General features: G+C 41.0%; 18 protein-coding genes and 1 other RNA gene. All 19 read left to right on the top strand.

What is annotated here, in order from left to right:
* Positions 1 to 94 precede the first annotated feature (94 nt).
* On the top strand, positions 95 to 244 hold the full coding sequence (locus tag FYJ75_RS14400; RefSeq protein WP_235907004.1) for a hypothetical protein: 150 nt from the start codon (positions 95 to 97) through the stop codon (positions 242 to 244).
* Positions 237 to 725: a shikimate kinase gene (locus tag FYJ75_RS04445; RefSeq protein ID WP_235907003.1), complete on the top strand. Its 489-nt coding sequence runs from the start codon at positions 237 to 239 to the stop codon at positions 723 to 725. Before FYJ75_RS14400 ends, FYJ75_RS04445 begins: the two co-directional genes overlap by 8 nt.
* 136 nt (positions 726 to 861) lie before the next feature.
* Positions 862 to 2,286, top strand: a complete 1,425-nt coding sequence (locus tag FYJ75_RS04440) for a serine hydrolase domain-containing protein (protein WP_154429252.1) — start codon at positions 862 to 864, stop codon at positions 2,284 to 2,286.
* Positions 2,287 to 2,304: 18 nt separating this feature from the next.
* On the top strand, positions 2,305 to 2,997 hold the full coding sequence (locus FYJ75_RS04435; protein WP_154429250.1) for a response regulator transcription factor: 693 nt from the start codon (positions 2,305 to 2,307) through the stop codon (positions 2,995 to 2,997).
* Entirely contained in the window at positions 2,987 to 4,225 is a 1,239-nt protein-coding gene (locus FYJ75_RS04430; RefSeq protein WP_154429248.1) for a sensor histidine kinase, read from the top strand. The genes FYJ75_RS04435 and FYJ75_RS04430 overlap by 11 nt, the downstream gene beginning before the upstream one ends.
* A gap of 195 nt (positions 4,226 to 4,420) precedes the next feature.
* Complete coding sequence (locus tag FYJ75_RS04425; RefSeq protein ID WP_154429246.1) at positions 4,421 to 5,074, top strand: YczE/YyaS/YitT family protein; 654 nt, start codon at positions 4,421 to 4,423, stop codon at positions 5,072 to 5,074.
* 63 nt (positions 5,075 to 5,137) lie between these two features.
* Complete coding sequence (locus FYJ75_RS04420; RefSeq protein ID WP_195838940.1) at positions 5,138 to 5,836, top strand: ABC transporter ATP-binding protein; 699 nt, start codon at positions 5,138 to 5,140, stop codon at positions 5,834 to 5,836.
* A 6-nt stretch (positions 5,837 to 5,842) separates the two neighbouring features.
* Entirely contained in the window at positions 5,843 to 7,405 is a 1,563-nt protein-coding gene (locus FYJ75_RS04415; protein ID WP_154429242.1) for a hypothetical protein, read from the top strand.
* Between the two features lie 120 nt (positions 7,406 to 7,525).
* Complete coding sequence (locus FYJ75_RS04410; protein WP_154429240.1) at positions 7,526 to 8,539, top strand: deoxyguanosinetriphosphate triphosphohydrolase; 1,014 nt, start codon at positions 7,526 to 7,528, stop codon at positions 8,537 to 8,539.
* A gap of 26 nt (positions 8,540 to 8,565) precedes the next feature.
* Positions 8,566 to 10,347, top strand: a complete 1,782-nt coding sequence (gene dnaG, locus FYJ75_RS04405; protein ID WP_154429238.1) for a DNA primase — start codon at positions 8,566 to 8,568, stop codon at positions 10,345 to 10,347.
* A 37-nt stretch (positions 10,348 to 10,384) separates the two neighbouring features.
* A complete protein-coding gene (gene rpoD, locus FYJ75_RS04400; RefSeq protein WP_154429236.1) occupies positions 10,385 to 11,647 on the top strand; it encodes an RNA polymerase sigma factor RpoD in 1,263 nt (420 codons plus the stop codon).
* A 1-nt stretch (position 11,648) separates the two neighbouring features.
* Positions 11,649 to 12,392 (top strand): class I SAM-dependent methyltransferase, encoded by a 744-nt coding sequence (locus FYJ75_RS04395; RefSeq protein WP_235907002.1) that lies wholly within the window; start codon positions 11,649 to 11,651, stop codon positions 12,390 to 12,392.
* The gene (locus FYJ75_RS04390; RefSeq protein WP_154429234.1) at positions 12,379 to 14,067 is read left to right on the top strand and encodes a nucleoside kinase; all 1,689 of its coding nucleotides are present in this window, start codon (positions 12,379 to 12,381) and stop codon (positions 14,065 to 14,067) included. Before FYJ75_RS04395 ends, FYJ75_RS04390 begins: the two co-directional genes overlap by 14 nt.
* Before the next feature lie 69 nt (positions 14,068 to 14,136).
* Positions 14,137 to 14,483: RNase P RNA component class A (rnpB, locus tag FYJ75_RS04385), an RNA gene on the top strand.
* Between the two features lie 182 nt (positions 14,484 to 14,665).
* Positions 14,666 to 15,067 carry a hypothetical protein gene (locus FYJ75_RS04380; RefSeq protein WP_154429232.1) on the top strand — a complete coding sequence of 134 codons (402 nt, stop codon included), beginning with the start codon at positions 14,666 to 14,668 and terminating at the stop codon, positions 15,065 to 15,067.
* 21 nt (positions 15,068 to 15,088) lie between these two features.
* Positions 15,089 to 15,931, top strand: coding sequence for a DUF5685 family protein (locus FYJ75_RS04375; RefSeq protein WP_154429230.1), 843 nt, complete (start codon positions 15,089 to 15,091; stop codon positions 15,929 to 15,931).
* Positions 15,928 to 16,581 carry a DnaJ domain-containing protein gene (locus FYJ75_RS04370; protein WP_154429228.1) on the top strand — a complete coding sequence of 218 codons (654 nt, stop codon included), beginning with the start codon at positions 15,928 to 15,930 and terminating at the stop codon, positions 16,579 to 16,581. Before FYJ75_RS04375 ends, FYJ75_RS04370 begins: the two co-directional genes overlap by 4 nt.
* 88 nt (positions 16,582 to 16,669) lie before the next feature.
* Positions 16,670 to 17,590 (top strand): aspartate carbamoyltransferase, encoded by a 921-nt coding sequence (pyrB, locus tag FYJ75_RS04365; RefSeq protein ID WP_154429226.1) that lies wholly within the window; start codon positions 16,670 to 16,672, stop codon positions 17,588 to 17,590.
* Positions 17,591 to 17,613: 23 nt separating this feature from the next.
* A complete protein-coding gene (locus tag FYJ75_RS04360) occupies positions 17,614 to 18,054 on the top strand; it encodes an aspartate carbamoyltransferase regulatory subunit (RefSeq protein WP_154429225.1) in 441 nt (146 codons plus the stop codon).
* Position 18,055: the final 1 nt, after the last annotated feature.

The raw sequence follows: 18,055 nt of genomic DNA, 5'->3' as shown, positions 1-18,055 counted from the left end.
GAGAATACGAAACATCTAATGGCATGAAACTTTTGGTTAATAGTTTCATGCACAAATTGATTGCAAACAAAACTATTTAATCAAGGAGAAAATAATGAATTTTCAAGATAATGTTATTAGAGAATATTTAAAGAATGTATATTTTGTTACAGGAACACCATGCGGAGGAAAGACAACAGTTTCAAGAGGTTTAGGGGAAAAATATCATATTCCTGTATATGATATAGACGCAAAATATGTCTAATGTTAAATATCAGCCTGCTATGAACAAACAGTTCAAAGACGCTGATGAATTTTTCGGCAGAACAGTCGATGAGTATAGAGAATGGCTGATAAATAATACAAGGGAACAACTTGAATTTGTACTTATGGATTTGATTAGAATGTCACAAAATGGACCAATCATTTGTGACTGTCATCTTAATCTTTTAGAGGCTGATTTGTTTACTTCATCAGACAGAATAGCGTTTATGATTAAAGAGCCAAGTGATTTGGTTGAAGATTATTGTAATAGATCAGACCATCAAGATTTTAATGGTTTCATTAATAGTGCAACAGATGTTGAAACAGCGAAAGCAACAGTTAATGCAACATTAAAAAGTCTTAATGATAAGCCATATTTAGAAATTAAGAAAAGTGGTTATTTTTGGCTGGAACGAGATTTGAATAGAAGTGTTGATGATACGGTTAATCTCGTTGCTGAACATTTTGGTTTAAAAATATGAAAGAGCCTGCTGAAAAGTCCCTTTCTGTCAGTAGTTTTTAGTACAATAAATTCTTTGATTTAAGGTGTTTTTAAGATTCCTTTATGCCTCCTTTTAAACAGGTACTTTATAGTATCATTTAAAGGAGGCATTTTTTATGAAAAAACAAAGAAAAATATTCGTAACAGGAATCATGGTGGCAGCAATATTATTCGGGAGTATCGGCATAAGTGCATACAGCGGACATGATGCAGATGTTATAGATAAAACAGTACACAAATATGCACCAGTAGGAGCAAGTGTTGCAATCATTGAACATGGTGAAATTAAGGAAATCAGAAACTATGGATATGCAAATAGGCATGAGAAGAAAAAGGTTACAGATGAAACCCGGTTTAAAATAGCTTCTATTTCCAAAACAGTAACGGCATATGGAATAATGCAACTGGTAGAACAGGGAAAACTCGATCTTGATGCACCGGTAAATGCGTATCTGACAAAGTGGAAAATTCCTGAAAGTGAATATGGAGAAGACCGTGTTACTTTGCGAATGCTGTTGTCTCATACGGCAGGTGTGACGGGAAGTAATGAATATGGTTATTCCAATCCATTACCGACAATTGATGAAGCATTAAAAATGCATGATGTGAGACTAAAGAGAAAGCCCGGTGAAAAGTTTGAATATTCTGAGTTCACAGACTATGGAATTTGTCAACTGGTGATTGAAGAAGTGACAGGGATGCCATTTGAAGAATATATGGAAAAAGAAATATTTGACCCTTTGGGCATGAATCAGACAGATTATGCAAATGAGACAAATGCGAAAGGAGAGCTTGCCATACCATATGCAGGACTTTCGAAAGCGACAAATGTAGTGCCTATTGTTATGAATGGCGGTGGAGGTGTGACAACAACTTCACATGATTTAGCGTTGTTTGAAATTGCACTGATGAAGTATTATAAAGATGGTTGTGGAGAGATGTTTCAAGAACAAAAAAATACAAAGAGTGCAGGCGGGACATACGCTTTAGGCATCATACCAAGATATTTGCAGGATGGAAGAACTGTTTATGAACATAATGGAACTTTGACCGGCTGGAATGCACAACTTGCGATAGAACCGGAAAGCCAGAACGGAATTGCAGTGGTTTCCAATTCGGATAAAGCTTATTATATGACATATGATTTGATGGAAGTATGGAGTAAAAAAGAATTAGGTGAGTGTGTTTCGGATTCCCTGATGAAACAGATACAAAATGTTTTCCGCCTGATTACCTGCATACTGTTGGCTTTTATGCTGCTATTTGGTATGATTTTTATAAAAAATATTTTGCAGAAACATTATAGTTTGCAAAAAGGTCTTTTGAAAAAAGTGATTAGTGTTCTTTTGTTTGTTATAATAACAGGTATGGATATGATCATTTTTTATACAGATCTGCCTGGAAAAATTGCGTGGAAAATGAAGAATTATTATTTGTTTACCTTTTTTCCAACGGATTTTGGAGCAGTACAGGTAATTGCTGTAATCTTATTTGCGATGCTGTTAATCAGAATGAATCTAAAGAAAAATGTAAATCGATAGCTGGGGAAGTGCGAAAATATGCAACAGGTATTAATCGTTGATGATGAAGAAGAAATTAGAAATATGCTGGTGAAATGTCTGAAGCGGGAAGGAATTTCAGGGATTCCGTGTGAAAATGGCGTAAAAGCGTTAGAAATCGTGCAGCATCAGAAGATCGATATGGTTATTTTGGATATTATGATGGCGGACATGGACGGATTTGAAGTCCTTCGTGATATTCGGGAATATGACAATGAAATACCTGTTATTTTTTTGAGTGCAAGGCAGGAAGAATACGATAAAGTGCTGGGCCTTGGGCTGGGGGCGGATGATTATGTCACTAAGCCATTCAGCCCGGGAGAGTTAATGGCAAGAGTGAAGGTACAATTAAGACGAAAAATAAAGAACGTGACTTCAAAACCGGAAAAGCTGGTAGTTGGACCATTGGAATTGGATTTAGGAAGTTTAGAAGTAAAGGTTCGTGGTGAAAAAGTAGAATTAGCAGGAAAAGAGTTGCTTATTTTAAAATTTTTTATGGAGCATCCACATCAGGTATTTACCAAAAGTCAGATTTATCACCAGGTGTGGAATGTTGATTATGAAGATGACAATACTGTCATGGTTTATATCAGTCATTTGAGAGAAAAGATTGAAGAAGAACCAAGAAAACCGAAACTGTTGCAGACAATTCGTGGGATTGGTTATCGTCTGGAGGCTGTAAATGAAAAATAGTATGAAGATGGTGCTGGCATTTTTGTCAGCATTCATTATTTCGGGTATTATTTTTTTACTGTTTTGTTATTACTGTATTCATAGTGGATACTTTAGTGGGATAAGTCATTCTGACATGATGGATGCCCTTAACAGAGGCAGTGCTCTGATGGAACAAACAACGGAAAAAGATGTTGTACTGAGACAGTTGGAATCGGAGTTTCGCGACATGGATTTTGCATTTTTGACAAATGGAACGTGGATGGCAGATGAGGATATTCCAGCCCTTACGGATGATGTTCAAATTATGAATGCAATAAATGAGCAGCATGATATATGTTCGGATTACAAAGTTGCAGCTGCCATCATTCCGGATGACGAGGGTGAAACTTTTTTGGTTTGTATGGTTAACCGGAAGCACTATGAGGCATTTTCTTATGTGTTTAATATGCCGAGGGCAAAAGGAATGCTTGGTAAACTTGCTGTCATTGGGATTGCAATTGTCATGTTTTTTGTGGAAATTGTTCTCTATATGATACAACATGAATATAGAGAAAAAGAACACTATGAAAAGGGAAGAAAAGAGCTGATTTCAAATCTTTCTCATGATTTGCGAACGCCATTAGCTTCTGTGCTGGGTTATGCAGAGATGCTGAAGAATGGAGTTTATGATGATGAAACAGAAGAAAAACAATATATTGATATTATTTATCGAAAAGCAGTTTACATGGAAAAACTCTTAATGGAATTACTGGAGTATTCCAGACTTGAGCTTGGAACGATTCGTTTACAAAAAGAGAAAATGAATCTGGCTGAATTTGTAAGAGAGTTATTGATTGAGTATTATCCTGTTTTTGAAAAAAACGATTATGAGTTAGAAGTAGAAATCTCTGATACGCCGGTCATTGGTACCTGGGACAGGGAAAAACTTGGAAGAGTTTTTAGAAATCTGATAGACAATGCATTGAAATATGGTATGGATGGTAAAAAATTAAAAATCACTGTCGAGAAACATGATAAACAGGCAGTTGTTGAAATACGAGATTTTGGAAAAGGTATTCCAACAAAAGATATTTCACATGTGACACAGCGCTTTTATCGTGCAGATCATGCAAGAAACAGTAAAAAAGGCGGTATGGGATTAGGATTATATATTGTGCAGGAAATCGTAAAACTGCATGATGGTTCTGTACAAATAGAAAGTAAAGAGATGCAGGGAACGATAATTAATTTGAGATTGCCGCTATAATCTGGAATAACATCGTGTGTTATATTTATTACTGAACAGAATTTGCAGTATAAGTATCTATTGGCTGATAGTAAAATGAGAATAACGAGTTGATGCATTAACGATTTGGAACTCGGCTATATTTGATTTCAGATAATTGCAGATGGAAGGGACTTTGAATAAATTTTATACTGATTGAGAAAGAAGAGAATGAATATGGATACAAAGAAAAAGCAACCGATAGTGGCTCGTGTGGTGATTTACCTGATTGGAATGGTTCTTTTGGCATTAGGTATTACGTTGAACACGCAGGCAGGACTTGGCGCATCTGCCATTGTATCAGTGCCGTACACGATCAGTCAGGGAACAGGACTGAATTTTGCCAATCTGACACTGATTGTTTATTGTGTTCTGGTGGTGGTGCAGTTCTTTATTAAGGGCAAAGACCGCCGATGGATGGATTTACTGCAGGTGGTGGTAAGCATAGTGTTTACCCGTTTTATGGCGCTGTTTCAGTATGGAATTAAATATCAGAGTGGATTTTTACCTACAGACCTGCTTGTGCTGGCACTGGGAATTCTGTTTACCGGTATTGGAGCTGCAATGACAGTAGATATGCGGTTGATCCCAAATCCTGGCGATGGTATTGTAAGCAGTCTGGCGGACCGTTTTGGCAGGGAACTTGGGTTGTGCAAAAACTGCTTTGATGTTTTTTGTGTAGTCTGCTCGCTTGTAATTGGTCTGGTTTTTGGTAACCCATTGATCGGAATTGGGCTCGGCACGGTTCTTTCTATGTTAGGAGTCGGTCGTGTAATTTATTTTTTTAACCATCTGGCAAAGTTCAGATTACAGAAAATGGCAGGACTTTAACACAATAATCACTATTTTATGTTATACTATTTGGAACTTGAAGTAGAAAAAGGGTGTGAAAATATGACAGAACTGGAACTTCAGAAGATATATCAAAGAGCCGGAAATTTCTTTCTGAAAGATATCAATTTTTCAATGGAAAAAGGAAGCGTCACGGCTTTGATCGGCAGGAGCGGAGCTGGCAAATCAACATTGATCCGTCTGATTGCACAGGCAGAGATCCCGGAAGTAGGAAAGATCCTGTATGAGGGCAGAGAAATGTATGAGGATGAGAAAAATATCCGGAGCAGACTGTCCGTTGTATACGATAAGCCGAATTTTAATATGGAACTGAAAGCGGGACGCCTTGCAGAAAAGATAAAGAAGATCGAACCGGATTTTTCGATGGATATGTTTCAAAAATATATGGAGATTGCGCAGCTGGACCGGAGCATAAAGATTAAACAGTATTCGACTGGAATGCAGAAAAAGTATATGCTGATTCTGGCACTCTGCAGACAACCGGAACTTCTTCTTATGGATGAACCGACCAGTGCGGTAGATCCGGTGTCAAGAGAAGAAATGCTTCAGATGATCCGTGATTACCGCAGCTGGCAGAATGTGACGATCCTTTTTTCGACACATAATTATGAAGATATTGAGGCGATTGCAGATCATGTCATGCTTTTACGCAAGGGCGAGCTTATCTATCATCAGTCCAAAGATGAAGTGGCTAAGGAATTTGCGGATAAAGAGCAGATCTTAAAAGAACTGGGAGAGTGATAAAATATGAAGAGTTTTTTTAGTATTTCTGGTAATGTAGAAAGTTCTCCATTACATCTTGGCACTTCTCTTTTGGTTGCCACAGCATCTATGCTTTATATCAATGCTACCGTAGGGGCAATGGGCGGAATTCCTCTTTGGGTTGGAATGATGGTAGTTTTTTATGTGATTCGTGGGATTGTGATCGCTGGTAACCGTATGACACATCATCTTGCTTTTTGCAGTAAACAGGAAGTGCGAAGGATGATGGCAGCATATGGAATTGCCTTTTTTGCGATATGGGCCGTGATGAAGATATTGCTGACACTTGCACAGATGCTCGGATGGGGAAGTGTCAGCGGGATGACTGCAAAAGAATGTTTTGACAGTATTTATGGAAGCACGCTGGTGGAAAGATGGGCATATGTATTTGCTGCGATCCTGGTGATCTCTTTTGTAATGTCGTTGTTTCCTCTTATTGTAATAAGGAAAAAGGAACTCTGGACAGCGTATCTTATCATAGACGGAATTGCATTCTGGGGTATATCCAGACTGGTGATCCGGATCTGCGATATCTGGATCCGGAAAACGGACAGACAGAAGATACATAGTGTTATGGATGCACTTTTTATGTGTGTGACTCCGTATAAGTGGCAGGCAGGCCTTTTCCTTGGAGGTGCGGTTATCCTTTTACTGATGATCACCGGAATGGTATATATGATCGCAACCCATTGTTATGGACCAAAACCTGGAAATACGATCCGGATACCGGAATATTTTCAGACAGAAAATCCGAAAGAACGGGAAAAGATCCAGAAAGAGAAGCGAAAGACACTGATCCTTGTCATTGTGGCGGCAGTGGTACTGGTTCTTGCAGTTGCAGCTTTTGTTCTTTTCCTGATTGCAGGAAGAATGCAGGAAGAGCCTTCTTACCATAAAGTGGCAGAATGTCTGACCGAAGACCGGTCATTTGGTCCGGTTGTTTACAATGATCAGGTTTACATACCGGTGCATTGCTCGCTGGATTATCATGAGAATGAGGAGCCAAAAGGATATTTTGCCTATAAGGGAGAAAATGTAGACAGCCGCTTTTATCAGCTTTCGATTGCAAATATGCTCTATACAGGAGAGAATGGGGAATTTCCGGATTATCTGGAAATGTATGGTGCAGATATGAATTCCTATGAAAGAGCCGACAAAGTAGAAAAAGATACGGAATGGAAGAATGATTCCATTTTTGTCCTGTGGGATGAGGAATGGCTGGATGAAACGGCATACAGCAGAGACAGGACCGGTTACTCCATCTGTGAAAAGGGGATTGTTGAGATGCTCGAAAATGAATTTGGAGAGGTGGCATACCGACCGGAAGATTTTGATGATTATGACGCGTACTTTACGATCAGTGGCTATCAGGATCCGAAGGAGGCCTTTGGGGATGAGGTAAACTGCGGAGAGTGGGTTGGCTGTATTCTGGTAAAGGATAATCATTTTTATTATGGAAATTATGACAATGCGATTACCGGAGTGACGCTTCAGGAACTGTTAAAGGTTCTTGGAGGGAATGAAATGCAGCAGGAAACGCAGTCATAACAGAAAGAAACAAATTTTTTTAAAATAAAAAAGGAAATAGCTTTTCTTTATAGAATTATAAGTATGTAGGTTGTCTGCAATTGTGGAGAGATGGTCATTGCTGATCAAAGGAGCGTGTATATGACAATACGTGAACAGATGGAGCAGATGGAACGGGAGAATCTCAGCCCATATGCCTGCCTGAGTGTAAATTCAAAGGGCAGGGAACGGACGGAAGCGGAGTGCGATATCCGGCCGGTATTTCAAAGGGACAGAGACCGTATTTTACATAGTAAATCATTTCGACGTTTGAAGAACAAGACACAGGTGTTTCTGACACCGAAAGGTGATCATTACAGAACCAGACTTTCGCATACACTGGAGGTGTCCCAGAATGCGAGAACGATTGCAAAAGCGCTTCGGCTGAACGAGGATCTTGTGGAGGCAATCGCGCTGGGGCATGATCTTGGACACACACCTTTTGGACACGCGGGCGAATATGCCTTAAATAAGATTTATGAAGGTGGATTTAAGCATAATGAGCAGAGTGTGCGAATTGTAGAGAAGCTGGAGAAGGATGGAAATGGACTGAACCTGACGTGGGAAGTGAGGGATGGAATCCGTAACCATCAGATGAAGACAACACCGCATACACTCGAAGGAAAAATCGTCCGGCTTTCGGATAAGATCGCATACGTAAATTCGGATTTTGATGATGCGATCCGGGCACAGATTCTGTGTGAGGAGGATATTCCTCTGGAATTGCGTAAGACATTAGGATATGATGTAAAATCCAGACTGAATCATCTGATCCATGACATTATCATAAACAGCATGGACCAGAGTGACATTATCATGTCAGATGAAGTGTTTGAGGCACTTCAGGAACTGAGACAATTTATGTACCGGAATGTATATACGAATCCGGTGGCAAAAAGAGAAGAAATTAAAGCGAAAGCTATGCTTGAACAGCTTTATTACTATTATATGGATCACATAGAACTTCTCCCGGAGAAGTATCTGCGTATGCAGAGCGAAGGGGAAGACAAGGGAAGGATTGTCTGTGATTATATTGCTGGTATGACAGACCAGTATGCAATCACGAAGTTCAGTGAATATTTCCTGCCGGAGGCATGGCAGGTTGATGGTTATTAAATTTTTACCAGAAGGAGGCATAATATATGCCATACTTTTCAGATGAACTGATTGAAGAGGTGCGTTCCCGCAATGACATTGTGGATGTGATCGGCGGATATGTGCGTCTTCAGAAAAAGGGCAGCACGTACTTTGGATTGTGTCCGTTTCATAATGAAAAGACAGGTTCCTTTTCGGTATCGCCAAATAAACAGATGTATTACTGCTTTGGATGTGGTGCTGGCGGAAATGTTTTCACGTTTCTGATGCAATATGAGAATTATACATTTGGAGAAGCAATGCAGGTGCTGGCGGACAGAGCAGGAATCGAACTTCCGAAACAGGAGATGACATCGGCACAGCGCAGGGAGGCGGACAAGAGAACAAGACTTCTTGAGATTAATAAGGAAGCTGCCAGATATTTCTATTCGCTTTTGCGTAATCCACGCGGAGCAAATGCATATAACTACTTTAAACAAAGAGAATTATCCGATGAAACCATGCAGAAATTCGGACTTGGGTATTCGGATCAGTATAGTGACGATCTGTATCGGTATCTGCGCAAAAAGGGATATGATGACCAGATCTTAAAGGAAAGCGGGCTTGTCACCATTGATGAAGTACGAGGTGGACACGACAAGTTCTGGAACCGTGCGATGTTTCCAATCATGGACGTTCATAATAAAGTCATCGGATTTGGAGGCCGTGTCATGGGAGAAGGAGAGCCGAAATACCTGAACTCTCCAGAAACAAAGATTTTTGACAAAAGCCGTAACCTGTATGGCCTTAATTTTGCACGAAGCTCAAGGAAAGAGCAGATTCTGCTGTGTGAAGGCTATATGGATGTGATCGCACTGCATCAGGCGGGCTTTGACAATGCGGTGGCGTCACTTGGAACTGCGCTTACGAGTGGACATGCCAATCTTTTGAAGCGATATACCAAAGAGGTATATCTGACCTATGACAGTGATGGTGCGGGTGTTAAGGCGGCACTTCGTGCAATTCCAATTTTAAAAGAGGTTGGAATTACAACAAAGGTCATTAATATGAGGCCTTATAAAGATCCGGATGAGTTTATCAAAGCGCTTGGAGCAGATGCATATCAACAGCGGATTGATCAGGCTGAGAACAGTTTTATGTTTGAAGTGCGGATCGAAGAGCAAAAGCACGATATGCAGGATCCGGAGGACAAAACCGCATTTTATAATGAGATAGCAAGAAAGCTTTTAAGCTTTCCAGAAGAGCTTGAAAGAAATAATTATATAGAGGCAGTTGCCGCAAAATACCAGATTGGTTTCGATAATCTGAGACGTCTGGTAAACCAGCTTGGAAATAAGGCTGGAATCGTAAAAGAACAGACACCGCTTAAGAGTGGTATTCATGAGAATAAGAAAAAAGAAGATGGAATGAAGCAGTCACAGAAGCTGCTTTTGACATGGCTCATTGAACATACCGGTCTGTTTCAGATCATCCGTCCGTTTGTTACGCCGGATGATTTTACGGAGGATCTGTATCGAAGAGTGGCAGAAGTATTGTTTGCCCAGTTTGAAGACGCTGGAAGTGTGAATCCGGCAAAAATCATCAGCATGTTCGACAATGAGGAAGAACAGCGTGAGGTGGCAGGTCTTTTTAATGCCCATATCCATGAAGTTGAGACAAAAAGCGACATGGAAAAGGCAGTCCGCGAGACCATTATCCGGATTAAGGACAACAGCATAAAATACCGTTCCGACCACCTGGACCCTACAGATATGCAGGGACTTATGAAGGTCGTAGAAGATAAGAGAGCCTTAGAGCAATTGGAAAAATTGCATATTTCCATCGATTAAGGACAAAATAGTAAATAACCTGAGAGGACAAAACGAAATGGCAAAGAAAAAAGAAGAAAAAGTAGAAACTGTGGGAACAGCGGAAGCAAAAGCAAAATTTCAGGAAAAATTAAAGGAACTTCTGGCACTTGGCAGGAAGAAAAAGAATATTCTGGAATATCAGGAGATCAGTGATTTCTTTAAAGATATGGAACTGGATGCTGAGAAATTTGAGCTTGTGCTTGATTATCTGGAGCATAACAATATTGACGTGCTCAGAATCAGCGATGATGACGATGATGATGACAATATCATTCTGGATGATGACGATGAGGAAGTTGAAATCGAGAAGATTGATCTGTCGGTTCCAGAAGGCGTCAGCGTTGAAGATCCTGTCCGCATGTATTTGAAAGAGATCGGAAAAGTACCTCTTTTAAGTGCAGAGGAAGAGATTGAGCTTGCCCAGAAAATGGAAGCAGGAACGGTTGCAACAGAGAAGATCAACATTCTGAAAGGCCGTATGGAAGAAGCTTCTGATGAAGAGAAGGAAGAACTGAAGGCTGAGATCAAAGATCTGCAGAAAGAGGTAGATCTTGGTTCTGATGCGAAAAAACGTCTGGCTGAGGCGAACCTTCGTCTTGTTGTCAGCATTGCAAAACGTTATGTAGGACGTGGCATGCTGTTTCTGGATCTGATCCAGGAAGGAAACCTTGGTCTGATCAAAGCTGTTGAGAAGTTTGATTACCGCAAAGGTTATAAATTTTCTACTTATGCCACATGGTGGATCCGTCAGGCAATTACGAGAGCAATCGCAGATCAGGCAAGAACCATTCGAATCCCGGTTCATATGGTGGAAACGATCAACAAACTGATCCGCGTATCCAGACAGCTGCTTCAGGAGCTCGGACGTGAACCAAGTCCGGAAGAGATTGCAGCAGAGATGAATATGCCGGTGGAAAGAGTGCGTGAGATCTTAAAGATCTCTCAGGAACCGGTATCTCTTGAAACACCAATTGGTGAAGAAGAAGATTCTCATCTTGGTGATTTTATCCGTGATGAGAATGTTCCGGTACCGGCCGATGCAGCAGCATTTACACTGTTAAAAGAACAGCTGGAAGAAGTACTTGGAACACTTACTGAACGAGAACAGAAAGTTCTGACCCTCCGTTTTGGATTGGAGGATGGGCGTGCACGTACATTGGAAGAAGTAGGAAAAGAATTCAATGTAACACGTGAGCGTATCCGCCAGATCGAAGCAAAGGCTCTGCGCAAACTGCGTCATCCAAGCAGAAGCCGTAAATTAAAGGATTATTTGGAATAAAATGGTAAAACTGTCGAAGAGAATGAAGGCAGTTGCTTCCATGGTGACTCCGGGCAATATCCTGGCGGATATTGGCACGGATCACGGATATGTACCGATCGCGCTGGTTCAAAGAGAGCGCATTCCAAAAGCTATCGCAATGGACATTAACAAAGGACCATTACAAAGGGCAAAAGATAATATTGTTTTGTATCATATGGAGGAGTACATAGAAACAAGGCTTTCAGATGGTGTCGATGCACTTTTAGAGGGAGAAGTGGATACCATTTTGATCGCCGGCATGGGCGGAGAGCTGGTGATCCATATATTGGAGGCTGGTGAAGCTGTTTGCAGAAATGCGAAGGAACTGATCCTTCAGCCGCAGTCTGACATCCGGAGAGTGCGGAGCTATTTAAGGGAAAACAAATATAAGATCGTGGATGAAGACATGGTCTTTGAGGATGGGAAATATTATCCAATGATGAAGGTGATTCCGGTTGATGTGGATACATTCTGGGATAACCAGAAAGAGCAGACGATGGAGACCTGCGATATTTATGGACCGTTATTGCTTAAGAATGGCAATCAGGTTCTGCGCCGTTTTCTGGTGAAACAGCACAGACAGATGTCACAGATCTTATTGCAGCTGGAGGCACAGCCGGAATCGGAGGCGATTTGCCGTAGAAAGCAGGAAGTCCTGGACGAACTGCACTATAATGAATCTGCATATACAATACTGGGGGCGATTAAAAATGCAGGAATTTGATATTACAGTAAATACGGTCGGAGATCATCCAAAACAGATTGAAAAACTGCATGTTCCGGAAGGAACTACGTTTTTAAAGATTGCAATGGATATGCAGGAGAAGTATAAAGAGCTGTATCCGGATGTGATCATGCTGGTTCTCTATAATGGAAAACTTCGGGAACTGAATAAGAAAGTAAACGAAGATGGAAGCGTTGCATTTGTATCTGTACGTGACAGAGATGGAAAACGTACCTATCGCAGAAGTGTAACCATTATGATGCAGAAGGCAGTAGACAATCTGTGGGGAAAGGATAACGTGCGGGTACGCGTTTACTATTCTCTTGGAAATGGCTATTATTGTGAATTAAAGGGTACCAAATGTACACAGGATAAGATCAAAGCGCTGGATGAAGAAATGGTGCGTCTTGTGCAGCAGGATATTCCGATTACCAAGAAGAGCACAAAAACGGATAAAGCCGAAGAAATGTTCCGTGATTTTGGAATGAAGGATAAAGAGCGGCTTTTACATTACAGAAGAAGCTCAAGAGTCAATATTTATGATTTGGACGGCATGAAGGATTACTATTACGGCTTTATGGCTCCGTCTACCGGATGCCTGTCAGCTTTTAAACTGGAACCATACGAAGAAGGTTTTGTCCTCATGTTTCCGGACTCTATTTCCGGAGATGTGGAACCGCTTGTAACATCCAACAAGCTTTTCCATACGCTAAAAGAATCAAGGCAATGGAGCAGAATGCTGGGCTTTGGTACGATCGGGGCACTGAATGACGCGATTGCATCCGGTAAGGGAGAGGATATTATCCTGACCCAGGAAGCACTGATGGAAGACCGGATCGGAGCACTTGCTTCTTTGATCGCAGAGAACAGAGACAAGAAATTCATTATGATTGCAGGACCGTCGTCGTCCGGAAAAACAACGTTTTCTCACCGTTTGTCGATCCAGCTTTCTGCAAAGGGACTGATTCCGCATCCGGTAGGACTGGATGACTATTATTTAAACCGCGTAGATACACCAAAAGATGCGTCTGGCAAGTATGATTTTGAATGTCTGGAAGCGCTGGATATTGAACAGTTTAACAGGGATATGACCGCTCTGCTGGCAGGAGAAGCGGTTTCGATGCCTACTTACAACTTCAAAACCGGCATGCGCGAATATCGTGGGAATACATTAAAACTTGGACCGGAAGATGTACTTGTGATCGAGGGAATTCATGGCTTGAATGATAAGTTGTCCTATTCACTTCCGGCTGAGAGTAAATTCCGTATTTATATCTCGGCACTGACCCAGCTGGATATTGATGAACATAATCCACTTCCGACAACGGATGCCAGACTGATCCGCAGAATTGTAAGAGATGCAAGGACACGTGGGATTTCGGCACAGTCGACGATCGCAATGTGGGATTCGGTACGAAGTGGAGAAGAAAAATACATTTTCCCATTTCAGGAAGGGGCAGATGTCATGTTTAATTCCGCACTGGTTTATGAGCTTGCGGTATTGAAGACATACGCAGAACCGCTTCTTTTTGCAATTCCGAGAGATTGCCCGGAATATCTTGAGGCAAAGAGACTTCTTAAGTTTCTGGATTATTTTATTCCACTTCCGACGGAAGGGATTGCACAGAATTCTCTGATCCGGGAATTCATTGGTGGAAGCTGTTTCCAGGTATAGCAGGAAACTCTTAAGAAAAGACTTGACTTTTTACAGGTACAGTTGATATATTATATAAGCTATTAGAACTATGCAGGACAGGTGATCGCGGCTGCAAGTGTCGAAAGACCGCAGGTGAGGAAAGTCCGGGCTTCAAAGGGCAGGATGCCGGTTAACGGCCGGTGGAGGAAACTCTAAGGAAAGTGCAACAGAAATATACCGCCAGTTTTACTGGTAAGGGTGGAATGGCAGTGTAAGAGACTACCGCCTTTCTGGTAACAGAGAGGGCACATGTAAACCCCATTCGAAGCAAGACCGAATAAAAGCGCTGACGTGGCCCGCCAGCTTTAGGTAGGTCGCTTGAGATGGCTGGCGACAGTCATCCTAGATAGATGATCACTCAACGACATAACCCGGCTTATCGTTCTGCTGACAGTTTTGGCAAATATTTAAAAAACATCAGGAAGTGACCGTTGTTCATGTGGACAACGGTCTTTTTCTATCTATTTCTAACTAATTTATTAAATGTTTGTGAAAAGACAATAACTCTGTTGACTTGGTATTTGCACGAGATTAAGATATTCATCAAGATAAAAAATAAAAGCAGAGGTGGCTGAATATGAAATTTCGAGATCGTTTTGCAAATTGGATGTCTGGAAGAAATGGAATGGATGAACTGGCAAGGTTTGAATCCGGGCTGGTTTTAGTACTTCTTATCATTTCTCTGTTTTCCAGACTTGGATTATTATATATTGTGGCGCTGGCTGTCATGATTCATATGTACTACCGTATGTTTTCCAGAAATGTCAGCAAACGTTATGAGGAGAATCAGAAGTTTTTAAATCTCCGGTATAACAGTACCGTTGAGTGGAATAAAAAGAAAAAACATTTTGCACAGAGAAAGACATACTGCTTTTTTAAATGTCCACAGTGCAAACAGGAAGTAAGAGTCCCAAGGGGACATGGCAAGATCTGCATTACCTGTCCGAGATGCAGAACAGAATTTATAAAAAGAACGTAGTACAGACACCGGGAGGTCGTAATGTTCGGCTATATTAATGTGAATTCCAAAGAATTATCCGATGAAGATAAAAAAATATATCAGTCTTATTACTGTGGACTCTGCCAGAGACTCAGGGCTGGATGTGGAAAGAAAGGTCAGATGCTTTTGAATTATGATATGACTTTTCTGATCGTGCTTCTGACCGGACTTTATGAGCCGCAGGAAAAAAGCGGAGATTTTACCTGTGTACTGCATCCGACAAAAAAGCGTACATTCCGGATTAATGAGATCAGTGATTATGCAGCTGCAATGAATGTGGTTCTGGCATATCAGAACATGATGGATGACTGGAAAGATGAGCATAGTCTTCCAATGAAGACCATGGCAGGCATGATGCGGAAAAATTATGATGAGATTGCTGCCCGGTATCCTCGTCAGGTAAAAGCAGTAGAAACTTATATAGAGGAACTTCACAAATGCGAGAAACAGAAAGAGGATAACATTGATCTGGTTGCCGGACTCACAGGAACCATGCTTGGTGAACTGTTTGACTGGAAACAGGATGAATGGAGCAGTGAATTAAAGACACTTGGTTTTTATATGGGCAAGTTCGTATATCTGATGGATGCATACGAAGACCTTGAAAAAGACGAAAAGAAGAATGCCTACAATCCATTGCTGAAATTAAAAAAGCAAAATAAAAATGACTACGAGTGCCTGTGCAGACTGATGCTTACGAGCATCATGTCGGAATGTGCAAAGTCATTTGAACGCTTGCCAATTTTGTTACATGCTGATATCATACGAAATGTATTGTATTCCGGCGTCTGGTCGAAATATGAATATATTCAGCTCAAAAAGAAGAAGAGGAAAAAGAAATGACAGATCCGTATCAGGTGCTCGGGGTCAGCCGAAGCGCTTCCGATGAAGAAATAAAGAAAGCATACCGTACACTCAGCCGTAAATATCATCCGGATGCCAATGTGAATAATCCGAATAAAGCACAGGCGGAAGAAATGTTTAAGCAGGTTCAGCAGGCTTATGATCAGATTATGAAAGAAAAGCAGCAGGGGTACAGCTACAGTGGAAGTACAGGAAGTGCAAACGGCGGTTCAGGTTATGGTGGTTACAATTATGGCGGCTACACAGGTAACCGTTATGCAACAGGGGATGATACGCCGCAGATGCAGGCAGCAGCAAATTATATCCGTAACAACTGCTTTACCGAAGCCTTAAATGTATTGAATAATATTCCATTCGGTGAGAGAAAGGCAAAATGGTATTATTACAGTGCCATGGCAAATCAGGGAGCGGGTAATACGGCAACTGCGATCGAACATGCACAGCGTGCAGTGCAGCTTGAGCCGAGCAATATGATGTATCGGCAGTTCCAGCAGCATCTTGCATATGGTGGAACCTGGTACAGCAATATGGGAAGTGAGTATGACCGCCCGTATTCCGGATATGGCAATTTCTGTCTGAGTCTTCTGGTTATGCAGTTCTTATGCACATGCTGTTGCAGACCGTTTTAATTGTATCAAAAATTAATACAATTTAGTCTTGCAATATACAAATAATTATTATATGATAGTAAAAATGCTTAGAACTAGGAGGAACAAAATGAGACATTTAATGAGTCCTCTGGATCTCTCAGTCGAGGAAGTATCAGATCTTTTAGATCTGGCCAATGACATCGAGAAGCACCCAGACAAGTACGCCCACGCGTGTGAAGGAAAGAAACTTGCGACCTGCTTTTATGAGCCGAGTACAAGAACGAGGCTGAGCTTTGAAGCAGCAATGCTTAACCTTGGTGGTTCTGTTTTAGGCTTTCACAGTGCTGATTCTTCATCAGCTACCAAAGGTGAAAGTGTTTCTGATACGATTCGTGTTATTTCTTGTTACGCAGATATCTGTGCAATGCGTCATCCAAAAGAAGGTGCACCTCTTGTAGCTTCTGAAAAATCCCTTATTCCAGTAATTAATGCCGGCGACGGTGGACATCAGCATCCAACTCAGACTTTAGCAGACCTTTTGACAATCAGGTCTTTAAAAGGACGTCTGGATAATCTGACAATCGGTTTATGTGGAGATCTGAAATTCGGCAGAACCGTACATTCCCTGATCAATGCGCTGATCCGTTATAATAATGTAAAATTTGTACTGATTTCCCCGGAAGAACTTCGGATTCCGGATTATATCAGAGAGGATGTACTTCGCGCAAATAATATTGAATTTGAAGAAGTAGAACGTCTGGAAGATGCAATGCCTCAGCTGGATGTATTATATATGACACGTGTCCAGAAAGAGCGTTTCTTCAATGAAGAAGATTATATCAGACTGAAAGATTTCTATATCCTGACTAAGGCTAAGATGGATCTTGCGAAAAAGGACATGCTTGTTCTCCATCCACTGCCACGTGTAAATGAGATTTCGGTTGAAGTTGATGATGATCCAAGAGCTGTATACTTTAAACAGGCACAATATGCAGTATATGTCAGAATGGCACTGATCCTCACACTTCTTGGAATCAAGGTTGATTAGGAAGGATAGAAAGGAAACGAAATATGCTTAATATCAGTGGAATCAATGAAGGATTTGTTTTAGATCATATTCAGGCAGGAATGAGCCTCAGAATTTACCATGACCTGAAACTGGATGAACTGGATTGCACAGTTGCAATCATTAAGAATGCGAAAAGCAATAAGATGGGCAAAAAGGACATCATTAAGGTAGAATGTCCGATTGAGTCACTGGATCTTGATATTCTGGGATTTATTGATCATAATATCACCGTGAATGTGATCAAGGGTGACAAGATCGTAGAGAAAAAGGAACTTCATCTGCCAAAACAGGTGAAAAACGTGATCAAATGTAAAAATCCACGATGCATCACTTCCATTGAGCAGGAACTCGATCAGATTTTTATCCTGGCAGATCCCGCCAAAGAAGTATATCGATGCAAATATTGTGAAGAGAAATATATCAATCCGGCCAGAAGAAAATAAA

The sequence above is a fragment of the Roseburia porci genome (assembly GCF_009695765.1).
Taxonomy (GTDB): domain Bacteria; phylum Bacillota; class Clostridia; order Lachnospirales; family Lachnospiraceae; genus Roseburia; species Roseburia porci.
The sequence above is the reverse complement of the archived record's forward strand: the minus strand, read 5'-3'. Positions and strand labels throughout refer to the sequence as shown.